We start from the raw sequence: 17,223 nt of genomic DNA, 5'->3' as shown, positions 1-17,223 counted from the left end.
CGTTTCGTGTCGATTGTGCCGCGTATATTCATCAGCTACCCACAGCACGTCCACTCTTGACTATGCCGGATATTCCCGCAATTATCCAGTGCTCCAGTTGAGGATTAATGCCAGTTCATGTCCAAGTATTCTGACGCCATTGCACGCCTGCTGCTCGTTTTCACCCCGCTGTTGATCATGCCCCGGGCCTTTGCCGACTACGCCCCCGGCGAGCTGGACTTCTCGATGCAGGTCGAGCATAACGAAACCCGCTGGCGCTATCCCGGCCAGACACTGACCAGCAAAAGCTCGCTGCTGGGCGTGCGTCTGAAAGAGCGTCTGGCACCCCGCCTGCTGGGCAGCCTCAAGGCCGGCTATCTGGAGCTGAGCCAGTCGGGCAACCCGCTGCCGGCAGCCCGGACCACCACCGGCTATTACGGCGGGGTTGAGCTGACGCTGCTGTTACTCGACATCACTGCGCTGAATCTGGCGCTGACCGGCGGCTACACCTACCGGCAAACCGACGGCCACGAGGGTGACACAGACGTGGAACTGCGCTGGTACGATACCTACGCCCAGCTGGATCTGGGCGTGGCCCTCAGCGAGCGGCTGACACTGCACGCCAGTGGCGGCACACTGCGCAGTGACGGCGAACAGCGGGTCAGCGGCAATACCACCACGCTGCTGGATTTCGAGCAAACCGAGCGGGGTTATTACAGTGCCGGGCTCTCCTACTGGCTGGACGGGACAGGCTACCTGGGGGCAAGCTGGCTGGGTGGCAGTCAGGAAGGATTCCGATTCTCCTTCCATCGCCGGTTTTAAGCCGCTGGCGGGCCAGGATTGACCCCTTTGTGAGGGGTTTCACAACATAGGCCCCAATAATGGTCTAAATTTTACATACCCCTAATGTTGCGCCCTGGCAGGCCGTTAGCACGGGGGCCCATTCGCCACCCGGACTCGATGACTCAGACATGGCCAGCAAGACCAAACTCGACAAGAACCTGCTCAAGGGCCTGGAACCGCTGGGTAACCTCGCCTATGACAAACTCGAGGAGCTGGTCAGCAAGGCCACCATCGAGGATCTGCCGGCCGGCCGGACCCTGTTTCGCGAAGGCGAAAAAGACAACCGCACCCTCTACCTGATTCAGGGCCAGGTCGAATTTCGCCAAAGTGGCGAGAAGAAATCCCGGGTCATTAAATCCAAAAATGCCCAGGCCCGCCAACCGCTGGACAACCATCAGCCCCATACCGGCACTGCCAAAGCCAAGGGCCCGGTCACGGTCGTCAGCATCGACTCCGCCCTGCTGGAAATCATTCTGAACGACACCCCGCTCGACGCCTACGAATTCGAGGTAACCGAACTTGGCGGCGAGGATACCACCGACTGGATGCTGCGCTTTTTGCAGTCGCGGGCGTTCCTCAAGCTGCCGACGGACAACATCCAGGCCATCCTGATGCGCATGCAAGAGCGGCCGGCCAAAAAAGGCGATCGCATCATCCATCAGGGTGAACAGGACGACTATTACTACATCGTGCAAAGCGGGCGTTGCAACGTCACCCGCCGCCCCGCCCCCAAAGCCGGCGAGATCCCGCTGGCCACGCTGGAGGAAGGCGATGGCTTTGGCGAGGAAGCGCTGATTACCAACGGCCGGCGCAATGCCAGCATCAGCATGCTGGAAGACGGCATATTGATGCGCCTGAAAAAAGAGGATTTTCTCGCCTATCTGGCCGAGCCGCTCATCACCCGACTGTCGGAAAGCGACACGGCAGCCAAACTCGACAACGGCGCCCTGCTGATCGACGTACGCAGCCATGAAGAATTCAACCGCCAGCACGCCGAAGGCTCGGTCAATATTCCGCTGTCCATGCTGCGGCTGAAACTCGACGGCCTCAATCCCGACCGGGAATATGTGCTGGCCAGCGCCGATGGCACCCAGAGCGCGGCGGCCGCGTTTTTGCTGACCCAGCACGGCTTCGAGTGCGGGATTCTCGATGGCGGTTTGCAGGCCACCAGCTTCAAGCTCACCGGGGGTAGCGATGATCAGGGCGAAGCCGCTGCCGCTGCCGCTCCGGCCAGCAAACGCACCGCCGCAGCGGAAAAAACCCGTCAGGCCGCGGAGGATCAGGCCCGCAAGATCAGTCAGCAGGCCGACACCGCCCGCCGCGAAGCCGAACAACTGGCCGAGAAAACCGCCAGCGCCGAAAAAGCCAAGCGCGATGCCGAGCAGGAGATTCGGCGCCTCTCCGAACAGAACCAGCAGGCTGAAAAAACCGCCCGCAAGCAGGCCGAGCAGGCCCGCCATCAGGCCGAAGCGGAATTACAGAAAATCCAGACCGCCAAACGGGCCAACGAAGAAAAACAACAGGCCCTGGATGCCTCCCTGAAGCGGGCACAACAGATCGCCGCCGAGGCCACCGAAGCGGCCAAACGTTCACGTGAAAAGGCCGAAAAGGAAGCCGCTGCCATCCGGCGCCAGGCCCGCGAAGAAGCCGAACAACTCAAACAGGAAATGGAGGAGACCCGTCGCCGCTTCGAGCAACGGACCAGTCAGGCGGAACAGGAAAAAGAAGCCCAGCGCCAGGCCGCCATCGAACAGGCCCGCCAGGAAGCCAAAGCCATACGCCAGCAGGCCCAGAGCGAAGCCGAACGCCTGCGCAGTGAGCTGGAAACCGCCCGCCAGGCCGTCGATCAGCGCGCCGCCGAAGTCGAGCAACAGGAACGCCAGAAACAGGTTTCCCTGCTGGAGAAGGCCCGCAGTCGCGCCATGGAACTGGCCGAAAAAACCACGCGCATCGCCGAACAGGAGGCCGAGGAAATCCGTCGCAAGGCCCTGGAAGAAGCCGAGCAACTGCGCCAGGAAATGGAACAGACCCGTCAGCAAGTAATGGAACACGCCGCCCGGGCCCAGCAGGAAGCGCAGGCCCGCGCCAAACAGGAAGTCGAGGAACAGGCCCGCCGCGAGGCCGAGGCCCGTGCCAGGAAGGAAGCCGACGAGCAGGCCCGCCGCGAGGCCGAAGCGCGTGCCAAACAGGAAGCCGACGAGCAGGCCCGCCGCGAGGCCGAGGCCCGTGCCAAACAGGAAGCCGACGAGCAGGCCCGCCGCGAGGCCGACGAGGCCCGTGCCAAGGAGGAAGCCGACGAGCAGGCCCGCCGCGAGGCCGAAGCGCGTGCCAAACAGGAAGCCGACGAGCAGGCCCGCCGCGAGGCCGAAGCGCGTGCCAAACAGGAAGCCGACGAGCAGGCCCGCCGCGAGGCCGAAGCGCGTGCCAAACAGGAAGCCGACGAGCAGGCCCGCCGCGAGGCCGAGGCCCGCTCCAGGCAGCAGGCCGAGCAGGAGAGCAAACAGAATCAGGAACGCGAAGCCCGTCGCCAGCAGGCGATCCACCAGGCCCAGCATCGCCGTCAGGAACAGGCCCGGCGCATGGCCGAGGAGATCAAGGCCAAACTGGAGCAGGCAGAACAGCAGCGCCAGGCAGAGGAAGAACGCCAGCGTGGCGAAGGGCTCTCTCTGGCCCGTGCCACACTTCAGCGTAAACCCGACGGGCGAATTATCCTCGAAGGCGAAGAAGATATTTTTATTTTCAAGGAACCGAGCGTTACCCCCGAACAGATCAAGGCCGAGCTGGACAACGAACCGCAACGTGGCACTGGCGGGAGCAGTGCTGAATTGCCCTCTTTCGAGATCGAAGAGACTGAAAAGCCGGTCTTTAAGCCGCTCAACACCCAGGCGGTTCATGCCCGACTCGCCGAACAGCAGGCCTCCCATCAACAAAAACGCAAAAAACGCCACGTCTTCGCCCTGGCCGCCTCACTCATGCTGGCACTGGGCAGCGGTGGTGTTTATCTGTTCCTGCACCCGGAACTGATCGACCAACACGTCATTGCCCGCTCCGATACCGGCAAGAGCACCACTATCCGTGCCGGTGTCGGCACACTGAATAACAAGGAATCAAAAGAAAAGGACAACAAGGACGAGCAATCTCGCCAGACTCACGAAAACAATCTCGAAAGCAATCTGCGCGAGCGTTTCGATAACCTCCTGGAACAGTGGAAAGAGATCGTCTCCCGCTGAACCTGCGGCACCGTGCTCATTTAAACCAGTAAATAACGCCAGCCAAGCCAGGCTCCGGCAGCCAGAAACATCACTCCCGCCATGACACTGCGTCCATTGAAAGCTGTTTCTTTTTCGACGGCATAAAGCTGGCGCAGCTTCGATACCTCGGGGGTTTGCACCCGTTGCTTCAGCGCTCCCCAGGCCTGCCAGTACGCTGCGGGCACCTCACGCTGACGATTATCTTCACCCAGCTTTTCCAGCTCCGCCACCGAGATCAGTTTTTCGGGTCGCCCCTTGGGGAACTCCACACCTTTGGTAAACACCACCCGGCCCTTGACGGGAATACCGGCAGCGTAATCTTTGACTGCCAGGACTTCCGACTCCAGTTGCGGCAGGGGATTCCCAAACTTGTAGGTTCGCTTGCCCAGCACCTGGGTCCAGTTATCAATCCCGTCGGCGGCAAACACCACCCCCTTATAACGGTGCACCGGCAATACGAGCAGCCCGTCCGGCGTCAGCAACAGATTTTCCAGATAAACCGCCCCGTCCATACCGTCAGGAATCACAACCTGATGTAATGCCTCGGCCGCGACGGCCTGAATTTTCTTATGCAACTGCCGGTCAAGATACCCGCTGTACAGACGCGGCCAGGCAAGCACCATCGCCGCCAGCAACAGCAACAGGGCAATCCCCCAGGTGATCAGGTTATCGGAATATTCAACCAGCAGGTTTATCAGACTATCGATGGTCATTCGTCACGCAGAATCATGTTATATCTCCTATAATACGGAAAACCGCCCGGTGACGCCATGCTGTAACGGCGCAACCTGCTCACAAAATCGGCAGTAATGTCGCCCAATAAAACGCTATTCACAGATTGATGAATCCCGAGTACGAACAACAACTGAAAAATGCCGAGCAGATCGTCAATGCCTACGGCAAAATACTGGCACAACTGGATGCCAGCAACTACGGTCATCCACTCTCACTGCTGCCCTACCCGCGGGACGACATTAAAAGCGCCATTCAACTCTTGTTATGGGAGCTGGAAGGGGAAAATAAGGATATATGTAACAGTCTGGCGCAAAGCTATGTTTACCTGGCCCAGTTCATTCCCGACGATGAAGCCGAAATTATCGCCGAGGGACAACGCTTCATGACGTCCAGCAACTTTGATGATGGACATATCGAAGAGGCGGACGAGGCGGCCCGTATCATCAACCGCATCAAGCTGGAAATGGAGGAGATGATCCTCGATGTGCGCAAATTCATGCGTGCCTGAAACCAGTTCCAAGTGCTGAGCCGTAGGCCGGACATAGCAACGCGGTGTCCGGCTTTTTGGAAAATGCCCGATAGCGCGTTGCTATATCGGGCCTACCACTACCGGCTCAGTACTGAGTACTGAGTACTAAGTACTAAGAACTTTAAGTCATCTCCTCAAGGATCTGCCTGACCTCGTCGAACCCCAGGCTGCAGATCCGCACCGGATCGCGTTTACCCTTGATACGTAAATGGTGTGTCTTGCCCTCCAGCCGCCCGGGCGGCAAATGCCGGTAGGCGCTTTCACTCAATACCATATCGCTGCCGAGGATCTTGGTGGCACTTTCCAGGCGAAAGGCAATATTCACGGCATCGCCCAATGCGGTATTGTCGTGCCCGATCCCCATCGAGGCGGCACCGGTATTGATCCCAACGCCAATTTTGACCGGCTCGGGCAACTCACTGAAAGCATCGTTCAGTTCCCGGGTGATGCCGTTGATCAGTAACGCGGCACTCAAAGCCTGTTTAAGCGTTCTGCTCTGATCTTCATCTGATTCCCAGCGCGCGAAGACGCAATCACCAATGAACTTGTCCACCGTTCCGGCGTTATCGAAAATGGCGTTACTGACATTGTGAAACCAGCGATTCATCAGTTTGGTAAGGGTGCGGATATCGACCTGTTCGGACAGGGACGTAAAACCGCGGATGTCCGCCACCAGGACGGTGATCTGCTTGATATCCGGACTGTCGGAGATGACTGTATCCTGCAGTGACAGTTTGTCGAAACTGCCGGTCTCTTTGCTGCTTTGCTCGAACAGGATCTCGAACCGGCCGATCGTAATGCGATCGCCGTTTTTGAGCAGCTTGGGCATGGCCACCCGCTGGCGGTTGACAAAGCTGCCGTTGGAGCTGCCACTGTCGATCAGGTAATAATCGCCGTTGCCAATGCAGCGGATCATGGCGTGGTTACGGGAAGCGTGCAGATCCGGCAGCACGATGTCGCTGTTCATATCGCGCCCCAGCGTCAGCACCGATTTGCACGGTACCTTGCGGACGACCCCGTCGAGTTTATAGGTAATATAGGTGGACATCGGTCATGTCTGCCCCACACAGACCGGAATCAGTAAGCTTACAGAAAATGTAAAAATTTCGCCCGCCCGTCAAGCGAAATCCGCCGGCAAAATCAGGCGGACTGCTTGAGGGGCGGCAGGGAGGGGCGTAGCGAGCGGGCCATGGAGCGAAACAGGGTCACCTGCTCGCCGGCACGCATGCCACTGAGAATATCTTCGTAATCCTCGCCGTCGGTCTGCAGCGTCTCCTGGTACCACTGCTCGCCGGCATCACTGTAGTGCGACCGGATATAGGCGTCGATCGTCTCGCGCGTGGCGGCATGGGCACTGAATTCGGCCACGGTCCGGGCCACCCGCACCAGCCAGGCCTGGACAAACACCTCGCCGCGTCGTGCCTGCTCGGCCCGGTCTTCCACCTCCAGATCGGCGATAAATGCTTCCCGGGCCGCCTCGAGCTGGCGATAAAGCACGCTGAAGCAGTAGCCCGCCACCCGTGGCGCCTGCTCCAGCCCGATAAACCGGAATTCGGGGGCCCGGCCATAGCGACGCGAGACCAGGACCCGACAATCAAAGGCCTCGCAGATCAGATTCGACAGGGCCACGGCCCAGAACGGCGGATTATAGCGATTGCCCGAATCGATCACCGCCTCGGCCACCCCGGCAGCCCGAATCTGGTCTTCCCCGATGCGGTGTTTGTGCATCAAACGGTGCGCCTGACGCAATGCCGCGGCCGCCTCGTTGGGGTTGCCCGACTCGGACAGGCGCAAACACTTGCAGATTTTGTCGATGATTTTCTCGTTATTCACGGCGCTCTTCCTTGCGTGACTTTCCTTAATAATACTATATAATCAGCCCCTTACAAGGTCTTTTTCTCATAATACTTTAAGAATTGCATACCGCTGGTGGTTTGGTGACCAGTCTCATGGATCCCCCCCCTTGAGCGCCGGCTGCACAGGACATAGATCTAAGAGTAGACTGGCAATACAGCCTCGCAGCTCCCCCATCGGCTATATACCGCCAGAATGACTCCGCTGGGTAAGCTATAGCAGGAAACCGGTCACAAAACGCGTTAACCTCTTGGTGAAGATGATGAATTCCACCCAGGCACCCAGTATCGATATTGAACCCATTCGCCAGCAGGCGTTGCTGACCCCGCCGGCCAAACCGCCGAGCGAGGCCGAGCGCCAGGCGCTATTCTCGCGCATCAAGGGATTGCTCAAAGAGAAGGATGCCGTGCTGGTGGCTCACTACTATACCGACGACGATCTGCAACAGCTGGCCGACGAGACCGGCGGCTGCGTCTCTGATTCGCTGGAGATGGCCCGCTTCGGCCACGATCACCCGGCCAGCACCATCGTGGTCGCCGGGGTCCGCTTCATGGGCGAGACCGCCAAGATCCTCAATCCCGAAAAACGGGTGCTGATGCCGACCCTGCAGGCCGAGTGTTCACTGGATCTCAGTTGCCCCGCGGACCAGTTCAGTGCCTTCTGCGATCAGTATCCCGACCGTACCGTGGTGGTCTATGCCAACACCTCCGCCGAGGTGAAGGCGCGTGCCGACTGGGTGGTCACCTCCAGCATCGCCACCAAAGTCGTGCAACACCTGCACGATAAGGGCGAGAAAATCATCTGGGCGCCGGATCGCTATCTGGGCGATTACGTGCAGAAGGTCACCGGCGCCGATATGATCCTGTGGCAGGGGGCCTGCATCGTGCACGACGAGTTCAAGGCCGCCGAGCTGCGCAAACTGCGCGACAAACATCCCGGGGCAGCGGTACTGGTACATCCCGAATCCCCGGCCGACGTGATCGAGCAGGCCGATGTGGTCGGCTCCACCACTCAGCTGATCAATGCGGTGCACGACCTGCCCAACGAGACCTTTATCATCGCCACCGACCGGGGCATCTTCTACAAGATGCACGAAGCGGCACCGGACAAGAAACTGATCGAAGCGCCCACCGGCGGTATCGGCGCCTCCTGCGGCAGCTGCGCTCACTGCCCGTGGATGGCCATGAACGGCCTGCAGAACCTCGCCGACTCACTCGAACAGGGGACTAACGAGGTTCATGTGGATCCCCAAATCGCTCGCCAGGCCAAGGTCTCGGTCCAGCGTATGCTCGATTTCGCCGCCGAACTGAAAACCGGCGCCATCGGGGAAAGCAACATCGCCTCGCCGGCCTGAACAAGCGACATGATTCGGGCCGGATGTCGTTACCGGCAAACAATAAAATAATAAACCAACCAGGGAGAACCGGTGGCGCTCGATCTGCAACGCTCACTCAAAAGTCTCCTGCTGCCTGCCCTGTTATTGCTTGCGGTGTATCTGCTGCAGCAACCGCTCAGCGAACAACTGCTGCCTCTGGACAAGACGCTCGCACGTCTACCCTATGCCCTGTTTATCACCGGCATGGCGTTCGCCCTGCTGTTTCGTCACAGCCGCGAATTTTTCAACCTGCTGATCCTGTTGCTGACCGTACTGGTTCTGGATATCGCTGTCTGGTCAGCCGCGCCGAACCCGCAAAGCGCATTGATTCATGCCCTGCTCTGCCTGCTGGCCCCCGTTAACCTGGTCGTCAATGACCTGTGGCGGGAGAGAGGAATACTCAATCGTTATGGCCTGCAACGCACGGCCGTCATCGCGAGTCAGGTACTGCTGGCATTCTGGATAGTCCACAATCCCCCCGGCGAGTTGGCGGAAAGCCTGGCCTTTACCCCGCTGCCGATCGTGGTGGCCTCCCCCGTGCCGGCGCTGGCGCAACTGGCGATCCTGATCTGCAGTATCGTCCTGCTGGTTTATGTCTTTACTCACCCGACACTGCTGCAGGGGACGCTATTTATTACCTTCGTCGCCCTGGTACTCGCCCTGCATCAGGTCGAGGCGCCGGTCATGGCACAGCTCTATTTATTGTCAGGCGGCCTGCTGATTCTGCTGGCCCTGTTATTCAACATTCGCCAGCTGGCCTATTACGATGAACTGACCGGCTTGCCATCACGTCGCTCCCTGCGACAGACATTACTATCTCAGGGCAGCCGTTACAGCCTCGCCATGGTCGATGTGGATCATTTCAAAAAGCTCAACGATACCTACGGCCATGATGTCGGCGACCAGGTATTGAAAATGCTTGCCACCCATCTGCGCAGGATCAAAGGCGGCAAGGCGTTTCGCTACGGCGGTGAGGAATTTACCCTGGTCTTCCCCGGTAAACTGGCCGATGAAGCGCAGGCCCCGCTCGAACAATTACGCGAGACCATCGCCAGCACGCCCTTCAAGGTGCGACACAAGTCCCGCCCTGCCAAACGTCCGGAAAACCCTCAACCAAAGAGCGATCCCCCCGAGCTGTCGATCAGCGTCAGCATCGGCGTCGCCGACACAACCCTTGCCGACGACCCCCAGTCGATCATGAAACGTGCCGACCAGGCGCTCTACCAGGGCAAGAAAAAAGGCCGCAACCGGGTGGTCGTGGCAGGTTGAGATAAAACTATGAGAAGAATCAACTTTGGCATGTTCACCGCCAAAACCCATTATCTCTCGCAAAGACGCCAGGGCGCGGAGCAACATAAAACTTTTTATTCTCAGCGGACTCGGCGCCTCAGCGAGAGTTAATTTTATCTGGCGTGGGTCAGGCCGGGGTTCAGATGGAACCGCTTCGCTTGTTCCACCCTACAGCGGAGGGGACGGGGATTGGGAACGTTTATATAGTTTCACCTGATGTCGTCATCGACCCGGATCAGAAAAACCGGGCGAGATAATCGGGCACCGCCTCCGTCAACCAGTAACGGGGTCGTATCAGCGAACCGCTGACAAAGCCGACATGCCCGCCGTGCGGACTGACCGCCAGTTGCACGTTGTCGGGCAGTCGCTGCGCATCGGGCAGAATCGCCGGGGTCATGAACGGATCATCAAATGCCTGGATCATCAACGCCGGTTGCCGGATATCGCCAAGATAGCCAAAGGCACTCGACTGCCGGTAATAATCATCGGCATCGGCAAAGCCGTGGATCGGCGCGGTGAACAGGTTATCGAAACGACGAAAGGTGCGTGCTTTTTCGATCTGTTTCGGCGTCAATCCAATCAATTGTTTGTAATCGTGGTCGGCAAATTTCGCCAACACCCTGGCCACCAGGCTTTTGACCAGGTGGCGTTCGTACACTTTCGAAAAGCCCTGATTGATGCGATCGGCGCAGACGTCCAGTTTCAGGGGCGCCGACACCGACACTGCCGCACGCAGCGGCGATACGTTACCCCACTCGGCCTGCAGCTTGAGCAGCATGTTGCCGCCCAGCGAATAACCCACGGCCGCCAGCGGCGCATTCGGATACTGCTCGTGCAACCCGCTGAGAAAATAACGCGCATCGCCGGTCTCGCCGCTATGATAGGAACGCGGCAGGCGATTGATCCGCCCGGAGCAGCCGCGAAAGTGCATCAGCACCCCGTGCCAGCCGCGCTGTTCGATGGCGCGCAATATGTCGCGCGCATAGGGCGAACCGAGCGACCCTTCCAGGCCGTGGAATACCGCCACGATCGGCGTCGTCGTGGATGACTCCGGCTGAGTACGCCAGGCAAGGTCGACGAAGTCGCCGTCGGGCAGCGGCAACGCCTGCCAGGTTACATCCAGCGGACGGCGATTGATAAACCGGGGCAACAGAGTCTGCAGATGGGGATTGCCCAACCCCCGGGCCGGTATAAAAGCGGACGGGCTGTTGGCTTGAGACTGGCTCACATCAATCATTGCTCAGCTTGTTTATCGCTCGGTGTCATGGCTGACCGGCCATACCGGCATAAACGATACCCGACAGCCGCGCCATTTCGTAATCGAAGCTCGCCAGATCTTTTTGATTGAACTGATCAAGCCGCGCATGCCCGCAGGCCCGCGCCATCACCTGCATCAGGCGCGTCGACGATTGCAGAAAGCGCGCCAGCCGATGGGCGCCGTCATCCACGTCCAGTCGCTTGCGCAGTTCGGGATTCTGGGTGGCGACCCCCGAGGGACACTGATTGGTGTGACAGATGCGCGCCGCCACACAACCGATCGCCTGGATGGCGCTGTTGGCCAGAGCGATGCCATCGGTCCCCAGTGCCAGCGCCTTGATAAAGTCGGCCGGGGTACGTAACCCGCCGGTGATGATCAGAGTCACCTTGCCGCTGACACCCTGTTGATCGAGATAACGCCGCGCACGGGCCAGCGCCGGAATGGTCGGCACGCTGATGTGATCCCGAAACAGTAACGGTGAAGCCCCGGTGCCGCCACCGCGTCCGTCAAGGATCACATAATCAGCACCGGCCTGCAGCGCAAACTCGATATCCCGTTCAATATGGTTAGCGCTCAGTTTGAACCCGACGGGAATCCCGCCGCTGATCTCGCGTACCCGATCGGCGAAACGCCTGAAGTCGGCCGGCTCGCGCAGTTCGGCAAAGGTCGGCGGCGAATAGGCCGACTTCCCTTCGGGTATGCCGCGCACCGCAGCAATTTTCTTGCTCACCTTGGCGCCGGGCAGGTGCCCACCGGTGCCGGTCTTGGCCGCCTGCCCGCCTTTGAAGTGAAAGGCCTGTACTTTTTCCGGAATCGACTCGTCATAGCCGAATTGCGCGCTGCCCAGCTCGAACAGATAGCGGCTGTTGGCCTGCTGTTCTTCCGGCAGCATGCCGCCCTCCCCGGAACAGATCCCGGTGCCGACCTGCTCGGCCCCTTTGGCCAGGGCCAGCCGCGCCTCTTGCGACAGCGAGCCGAAACTCATGTCGGAGACCAGCAACGGGGTTTTCAAACAGAGGGGTCTTTGACTTTGCGGGCCGATCACCAGTTCGGTATCGACCGTCGCGTCATCGTCCAGTGGCTTGTCGTGCAACTGCGCCACCATGATCTGGATATCATCCCAGTCCGGCAACCTGTGGCGCGGCACACCCATCGCCGCCACCGGTCCATGTCTGCCCAGCGTCTCCAGACCGTCTTTCGCCAGCTGATGAATCAGCTCAAGGGTCGGCTCCTCCTCGGTGGCTTTCGGATCGGGCTGTTTTGACTTTTTATGATTTCCCAGCTTGTCATTATCGCTACCGCTATCCGCACCGGGACCTTCCTTGCCCACCTGGCTCTCACCAAACCGATTATGGCTGCCGTCGCAATAGGGCAGATTTGCGCTGTGCTTGCAGTTGCATAAAAAGGCCTCGCCCTCTTTTTGCGGCGTAAAGGCCAGCGGTTCAAAACCGGTGCCGGCATGCGAACCGTCGCAAAACGGCTGGTTCTGTGAGCGACCGCAGACGCAAAAATAGTATTCCTGATCGGTGGAAAGATTAACTTTGGCGGGTTTGTTATCGGCGATAACCGGTTTGTTTGCCATAGGCGCCACAGCTTCCGTGATTCAAAAACCAGCGGATAGTATAGGAATCTGTCGATTCCGGTACAACCGACACAAGCTACTCGTCGGGACGAACCTTGCCGCGATTACGCTTGATTTTACTGCGCTTTTGTTTGGTTTCCAGGCGGCGCTTGACCGACGCGCGGGTCGGTCGGGTCGGCTTGCGCTTTTTATGTGTCACCAGCACCGAGCGGATCAGTTCACGCAGCCGTTCCAGTGCCGCCTCGCGGTTTTTCTCCTGACTGCGATAACGTTGTGCCTTGATCACGATCACCCCATCACTGGTGATACGCTGATCGGCGAGCGTCAACAAACGCTGTTTGTAAAACTCGGGCAGGGATGAGGTATTGATATCGAAGCGCAGATGAATGGCCGAGGCGACCTTGTTGACATTCTGACCGCCCGCTCCCTGGGCGCGGATCGCCTGCATCTCGATCTCGCTGTCGGGGATCACCACATTCTGGGAGATGCGCAACATGCTCTGTTCAATCCCCAAGTACCGTGGCGGTGGCCGCACCGGTGAGCCGATCGATGACCAGCATCATCTCGCAATAAGCCGGTTTGTGTACCGGCTCGTCTCCGCAACTGCAGTTGGCCACGACCTCGGTAAAAAAGACCCCGATGCGGGCATGCAAGACCTGAGCATCCTGATCGATACCCAGCACGGTCACCTGCAAACCGCTCGCATCACTGTAACCGCCCTCAGAGGTGCCCTGATCCAGCGGCAGGTTCGCTCCGACACCCGATTCCAGTTCCCGCTTCAGGGTCCGGATCAGGGTATCGGTATCCTGTTGTTCGATGGTGTGCAGCAATTTCAGCATGATGGTTCAGCCCCGGGGTTGGCTGTGGGTGAGGAGCCTGTCCAGGTGATTGGCAAATGCCTGGCGCTCGGTCTGGCTCATCGCCGCCTGTCCGCCGGTGTCCACCCCGCTGGCCCGCAGCGTGTCCATGAAATCGCGCATATTCAATCGCGAGCGGATGTTCTCGAGAGTAAACAACTCGCCGCGAAAACTCAGTGCCTGCGCCTCTTTTTCGATCACCTCCGCCGCCAGCGGGATGTCACTGGTGATGACCAGATCACCCGCTTCGACGCGCCGGACAATCTCGTTATCCGCCACATCAAACCCGTGCTCGACCCGCAGGGATTTGATATAGCGGGATTTGGGCGCCCTGACATACTGATTCGCCACCAGCGTGGTCAGCGTTTGCGTGCGCTGCGCGGCGCGAAACAGGATCTCCTTGATCACCGCCGGACAGGCATCGGCATCGACCCAGATTTGCATGCTGAATAATTATTTGAAGCGTGAAGTCGCTGATTTGATTGAATCACGCAGATCATCCCAGGCAATTTCAATACCAGCTTTGAGATCTTCCCAGGCATCCTCGCTGGCATTTTCCAGTTCTTCCAGTTTATTGCGCGCGACTTCCTGTTTTTCTCGCAATGACTCGATCTGTTTGTAGTATTCCAGCTGCACATCAGCCTCGGCTTTGTCCGCCCGGGCTTTGAGCTTGTCGATTTCGGTTTTCCATTCATCCAGCTGGGCTTTCAGTTTCTGTTCATAAGCTTGCTTGAGGCTCATGGTCTTCTCCTTTTTTCCGGTAGCTTTTATGTAGTAGTCACAACCTGTTACAACTTCAAGCATCAAGGCTCTTGGAGGCCACCTCGTAGACGTCTTTGGATAACCCTTCCTTGTCCAGAATGCGCTCCAGCTGCTGCTTCATCAACCCCTGGCGTTTTTCATCGTAACGCTTCCAGCGACTGAGATTTTGCACCAGCCGGGCGGCGATCTGGGGATTGAGGCTGTCGAGTTCCAGCACCTGATCCCCGAGGAACCGGTAGCCGCTGCCGTCGGCGGCATGGAAGTTGATGGGATTGCCGGCGCAGAAGCGGCCGATGAGCGCTCGCACCTTGTTGGGGTTTTTGATGCTAAAGGCTTCGTGTTCCATCAACTGCCTGACGTGCTGCAGGGTCCGCGGCAGACGCGATCCGGCCTGGATGGCGAGCCATTTTTCCACCACCTGCTGATCATGCTGCCATTTCTGGTAAAAGCCCTCCAGCGCCTGGTGGCGTTTGGGGATAGCGAAATTGGCCAGCATCGACAGGGCCGCCAGGGTGTCGGTCATATTGTTGGCCCGGCTGTACTGTTGCATAGCCAGATCGAACATGGCCTGCTCCTCGGTTTCCAACAGGTAACCCAGGCAGAGATTGCGCAGGGCACGACGCGCCATCTCCTCGGCATTGAATGCATAGGGTTTATCGCTGCTGTTGGCCTGATAGATCTGCTGCCATTCGTCCTTGAGTTCAAAGGCCAGGGTCTGACGCATGAAATGACGCACTTCAAAGATTGCCTCGACATCCACAACCTCGCACTGATCGGCGATATAACCTTCCGAAGGCAGGCTCAGGGCCTGGGCGATCAGGGCCTTGTCGAGATCAGCATTGAGCAGGGTCTTGCGAAAGGCAAGGATGAAAGACTCATCCAGCGTCAGCGGCTTTTTCTGTTGATACTGCTCGATCAATCGCAGCAGGATGTTCATCGCCAGTTGCTGGCCGGCATCCCAGCGATTGAATTCGTCGCTGTCGTGGGCGAACAGAAAAGCCAGCTTGTCATCATCGTAACCGGCCTGGATCCTGATTGGCGCGGAGAAGCCCCGGCCCAGCGAGGCCACCGGCTGATGGGTCATGCCGGTAAAGGTAAAGCTCTGTTCCGGTTCGGTAACCGACAGCACCCGGGTGCGGGCTTCGGCCGGGGCACTCTCTCCCTCCAGCTGTAGCACCAGATCGTCGCCCTGGCGATCCAGCAGGCCGACGGCCAGGGGAATATGAAACGGCTGTTTCTCCGGCTGGCCGGGTGTGGGCGGACAGTTCTGTTTGATATGCAGGGTGTAGGTCTGCGCCTGTTCGTCGAATTCCTCACCAACCTTGAGTACTGGCGTACCCGCCTGGTTGTACCAGCGCATGAACTGACTCAGGTCGATATGGTTGGTCTCTTCCATCGCCCTGACAAAATCCTCAATCGTGACGGCCTGACCGTCGTGCCGGGCAAAGTAGAGATCAGTTCCCCTGCGAAAGCCCTCGCGACCGACCAGGTTCATGATCATGCGCACCACTTCGGCACCCTTGTTGTAGACAGTCACCGTGTAGAAGTTGCTGATCTCCATGTAGCGGTCCGGGCGCACCGGGTGGGCCATGGGGCCGGCGTCCTGAGCGAACTGATGGGTGCGCAGGATGTTGACATCGTCGATGCGTTTGACCGCGCGCGAATTGAGATCGGCGGAAAACTCCTGATCGCGGAACACGGTAAAACCTTCCTTGAGACTCAACTGGAACCAGTCACGACAGGTGACGCGATTGCCCGACCAGTTATGAAAATATTCATGGGCGACGATACTCTGGATATTATAAAAGTCGTGATCAGTCGCGGTTTCGGGACTGGCCAGCACGCAGGAGGAGTTGAAAATATTCAACCCCTTGTTCTCCATGGCACCCATGTTGAAGTCGTTGACCGCCACGATCATGTAGATATCCAGATCATATTCACGGCCATAGGTCTCCTCATCCCAGCGCATGGCCTGTTTGAGCGAGGTCATGGCGTGATCGCATTTGTGACGATTTTCTTCTTCCACGTAGAGGCGCAGTACCACCTCACGGCCGCTCATGGTGGTGTAAGTATCTTCCTGACAAACCAGTTGCCCGGCCACCAGCGCAAACAGGTAACTGGGTTTGAGACTGGGGTCCTCCCAGCGGGCCCAGTGGCGACCGTCATCGGTCTCGCCGGCTTCCACCCGATTGCCGTTGGAAAGCAGCACCGGATATTTGGCCTGATCGCCGACCAGCGTGACGGTATAGCACGACATCACATCGGGGCGGTCGGGGAAATAGGTAATGCGGCGAAAGCCCTGCGCTTCGCACTGGGTGCAGAGCATATTGCCCGAATAATACAACCCTTCCAGCGCGGTATTGGCGGCCGGATTGATGCGGGTTTCGATAATCAATTCAAATTGCTCAGGCACGTCGGAAATCGTCAGTTTCTCTTCAGCGAGCCGGTACTGTGCTTCGCTTAGCGGCTCGCCTTCCAGACGCAGGCTCAACAGTTCAAGATGACTGCCATCCAGAGACAGGGGCGGATTGGTGTCAGGGTGTTCGGGATTGCGTCGCACTTTCAGCGTGGCCCGGACCTGGGTGGTGGCGGCATCCAGGTCAAAATGCAGATCCACCTTGTCGATCAAATAGGCCGGCGGGGTGTAATCCTTGAGATAAACCACATTGGGACCGGACTGATTACCTGCGAGATCGGCCATGAATACTCCTTGAATATAGGGTGCCACTTTGCCTCATTGTAACCCAAGAAACGTGAGGGCGTGAGGGCGTGAGGGCGTGAGGGCGTGAGGGCGTGAGGGCGTGAGGGCGTGAGGGCGTGAGGGCGTGAGGGCGTGAGGGCGTTTAAAGTATGAGTCGATGGATCAATATGTCAACAAAGAAACTGCAAATAATTCTGTGTAACTGCC

The 17,223-nt window shown here is 58.6% G+C and carries 15 protein-coding genes; 5 read left to right on the top strand and 10 right to left on the bottom strand.

Annotated features, from left to right (window positions below; translation table 11 throughout):
• Positions 1-117 precede the first annotated feature (117 nt).
• Positions 118-801 (top strand): hypothetical protein, encoded by a 684-nt coding sequence (locus tag U5K34_RS08985; RefSeq protein ID WP_322568048.1) that lies wholly within the window; start codon positions 118-120, stop codon positions 799-801.
• 149 nt (positions 802-950) lie between these two features.
• A complete protein-coding gene (locus U5K34_RS08980; RefSeq protein ID WP_322568047.1) occupies positions 951-4,052 on the top strand; it encodes a cyclic nucleotide-binding domain-containing protein in 3,102 nt (1,033 codons plus the stop codon).
• A 20-nt stretch (positions 4,053-4,072) separates the two neighbouring features.
• Here the strand turns inward: U5K34_RS08980 and U5K34_RS08975 are convergent, their stop codons facing one another.
• A complete protein-coding gene (locus U5K34_RS08975; RefSeq protein WP_322568046.1) occupies positions 4,073-4,786 on the bottom strand; it encodes a nuclease-related domain-containing protein in 714 nt (237 codons plus the stop codon).
• A 128-nt stretch (positions 4,787-4,914) separates the two neighbouring features.
• Here U5K34_RS08975 and U5K34_RS08970 point away from each other — a divergent pair, with 128 nt between their 5' ends.
• Positions 4,915-5,316, top strand: a complete 402-nt coding sequence (locus tag U5K34_RS08970; protein WP_322568045.1) for a hypothetical protein — start codon at positions 4,915-4,917, stop codon at positions 5,314-5,316.
• 142 nt (positions 5,317-5,458) lie between these two features.
• Here U5K34_RS08970 and U5K34_RS08965 read toward each other — a convergent pair whose 3' ends face one another.
• Both U5K34_RS08965 and U5K34_RS08960 read right to left on the bottom strand, forming a co-directional pair.
• Positions 5,459-6,385 carry an adenylate/guanylate cyclase domain-containing protein gene (locus U5K34_RS08965; protein WP_322568044.1) on the bottom strand — a complete coding sequence of 309 codons (927 nt, stop codon included), beginning with the start codon at positions 6,383-6,385 and terminating at the stop codon, positions 5,459-5,461.
• Positions 6,386-6,477: 92 nt separating this feature from the next.
• The gene (locus U5K34_RS08960; RefSeq protein ID WP_322568043.1) at positions 6,478-7,170 is read right to left on the bottom strand and encodes a DUF2786 domain-containing protein; all 693 of its coding nucleotides are present in this window, start codon (positions 7,168-7,170) and stop codon (positions 6,478-6,480) included.
• Between the two features lie 283 nt (positions 7,171-7,453).
• Here U5K34_RS08960 and nadA point away from each other — a divergent pair, with 283 nt between their 5' ends.
• Positions 7,454-8,545, top strand: a complete 1,092-nt coding sequence (gene nadA / locus U5K34_RS08955) for a quinolinate synthase NadA (RefSeq protein ID WP_416224069.1) — start codon at positions 7,454-7,456, stop codon at positions 8,543-8,545.
• A 72-nt stretch (positions 8,546-8,617) separates the two neighbouring features.
• Positions 8,618-9,835 carry a GGDEF domain-containing protein gene (locus tag U5K34_RS08950; RefSeq protein ID WP_322568041.1) on the top strand — a complete coding sequence of 406 codons (1,218 nt, stop codon included), beginning with the start codon at positions 8,618-8,620 and terminating at the stop codon, positions 9,833-9,835.
• A 256-nt stretch (positions 9,836-10,091) separates the two neighbouring features.
• On the opposite strand, the gene U5K34_RS08945 is transcribed toward U5K34_RS08950, so the two are convergent.
• The 7 genes from U5K34_RS08945 to pepN all read right to left on the bottom strand — a co-directional run bounded on the left by U5K34_RS08945 (position 10,092) and on the right by pepN (position 17,016).
• Complete coding sequence (locus U5K34_RS08945) at positions 10,092-11,093, bottom strand: hydrolase (RefSeq protein ID WP_416224047.1); 1,002 nt, start codon at positions 11,091-11,093, stop codon at positions 10,092-10,094.
• A 25-nt stretch (positions 11,094-11,118) separates the two neighbouring features.
• Positions 11,119-12,696: a glutamate synthase-related protein gene (locus U5K34_RS08940; RefSeq protein WP_322568039.1), complete on the bottom strand. Its 1,578-nt coding sequence runs from the start codon at positions 12,694-12,696 to the stop codon at positions 11,119-11,121.
• A gap of 76 nt (positions 12,697-12,772) precedes the next feature.
• The gene (gene arfB / locus U5K34_RS08935; protein WP_322568038.1) at positions 12,773-13,192 is read right to left on the bottom strand and encodes an alternative ribosome rescue aminoacyl-tRNA hydrolase ArfB; all 420 of its coding nucleotides are present in this window, start codon (positions 13,190-13,192) and stop codon (positions 12,773-12,775) included.
• Between the two features lie 7 nt (positions 13,193-13,199).
• Positions 13,200-13,535 (bottom strand): hypothetical protein, encoded by a 336-nt coding sequence (locus U5K34_RS08930; protein ID WP_322568037.1) that lies wholly within the window; start codon positions 13,533-13,535, stop codon positions 13,200-13,202.
• A 6-nt stretch (positions 13,536-13,541) separates the two neighbouring features.
• Positions 13,542-13,997: a YaiI/YqxD family protein gene (locus U5K34_RS08925; RefSeq protein ID WP_322568036.1), complete on the bottom strand. Its 456-nt coding sequence runs from the start codon at positions 13,995-13,997 to the stop codon at positions 13,542-13,544.
• Positions 13,998-14,006: 9 nt separating this feature from the next.
• Positions 14,007-14,294, bottom strand: coding sequence for a hypothetical protein (locus U5K34_RS08920; protein WP_322568035.1), 288 nt, complete (start codon positions 14,292-14,294; stop codon positions 14,007-14,009).
• Positions 14,295-14,349: 55 nt separating this feature from the next.
• The gene (gene pepN, locus U5K34_RS08915; protein WP_322568034.1) at positions 14,350-17,016 is read right to left on the bottom strand and encodes an aminopeptidase N; all 2,667 of its coding nucleotides are present in this window, start codon (positions 17,014-17,016) and stop codon (positions 14,350-14,352) included.
• Between the last annotated feature and the right edge of the window lie 207 nt (positions 17,017-17,223).

The sequence above is a fragment of the Thiohalophilus sp. genome, assembly GCF_034521165.1.
Classification (GTDB): Bacteria; Pseudomonadota; Gammaproteobacteria; order UBA6429; family Thiohalophilaceae; genus Thiohalophilus.
Note: the sequence above shows the minus strand (reverse complement) of the source record. Positions and strands in the feature narration are given on the sequence as shown.

Bases quoted from the DNA above. Each gene is read 5' to 3' on its own strand.
- U5K34_RS08965 (WP_322568044.1), bottom strand. From the start codon at position 6,385: ATGTCCACCTATATTACCTATAAACTCGACGGGGTCGTCCGCAAGGTA.
- U5K34_RS08975 (WP_322568046.1), bottom strand. From the start codon at position 4,786: ATGACCATCGATAGTCTGATAAACCTGCTGGTTGAATATTCCGATAAC.
- U5K34_RS08920 (WP_322568035.1), bottom strand. From the start codon at position 14,294: ATGAGCCTCAAGCAAGCTTATGAACAGAAACTGAAAGCCCAGCTGGAT.
- U5K34_RS08925 (WP_322568036.1), bottom strand. From the start codon at position 13,997: ATGCAAATCTGGGTCGATGCCGATGCCTGTCCGGCGGTGATCAAGGAG.
- U5K34_RS08985 (WP_322568048.1), top strand. From the start codon at position 118: ATGTCCAAGTATTCTGACGCCATTGCACGCCTGCTGCTCGTTTTCACC.
- U5K34_RS08940 (WP_322568039.1), bottom strand. From the start codon at position 12,696: ATGGCAAACAAACCGGTTATCGCCGATAACAAACCCGCCAAAGTTAAT.
- nadA (WP_416224069.1), top strand. From the start codon at position 7,454: ATGAATTCCACCCAGGCACCCAGTATCGATATTGAACCCATTCGCCAG.
- pepN (WP_322568034.1), bottom strand. From the start codon at position 17,016: ATGGCCGATCTCGCAGGTAATCAGTCCGGTCCCAATGTGGTTTATCTC.
- arfB (WP_322568038.1), bottom strand. From the start codon at position 13,192: ATGTTGCGCATCTCCCAGAATGTGGTGATCCCCGACAGCGAGATCGAG.
- U5K34_RS08945 (WP_416224047.1), bottom strand. From the start codon at position 11,093: ATGATTGATGTGAGCCAGTCTCAAGCCAACAGCCCGTCCGCTTTTATA.
- U5K34_RS08980 (WP_322568047.1), top strand. From the start codon at position 951: ATGGCCAGCAAGACCAAACTCGACAAGAACCTGCTCAAGGGCCTGGAA.
- U5K34_RS08970 (WP_322568045.1), top strand. From the start codon at position 4,915: ATGAATCCCGAGTACGAACAACAACTGAAAAATGCCGAGCAGATCGTC.
- U5K34_RS08930 (WP_322568037.1), bottom strand. From the start codon at position 13,535: ATGCTGAAATTGCTGCACACCATCGAACAACAGGATACCGATACCCTG.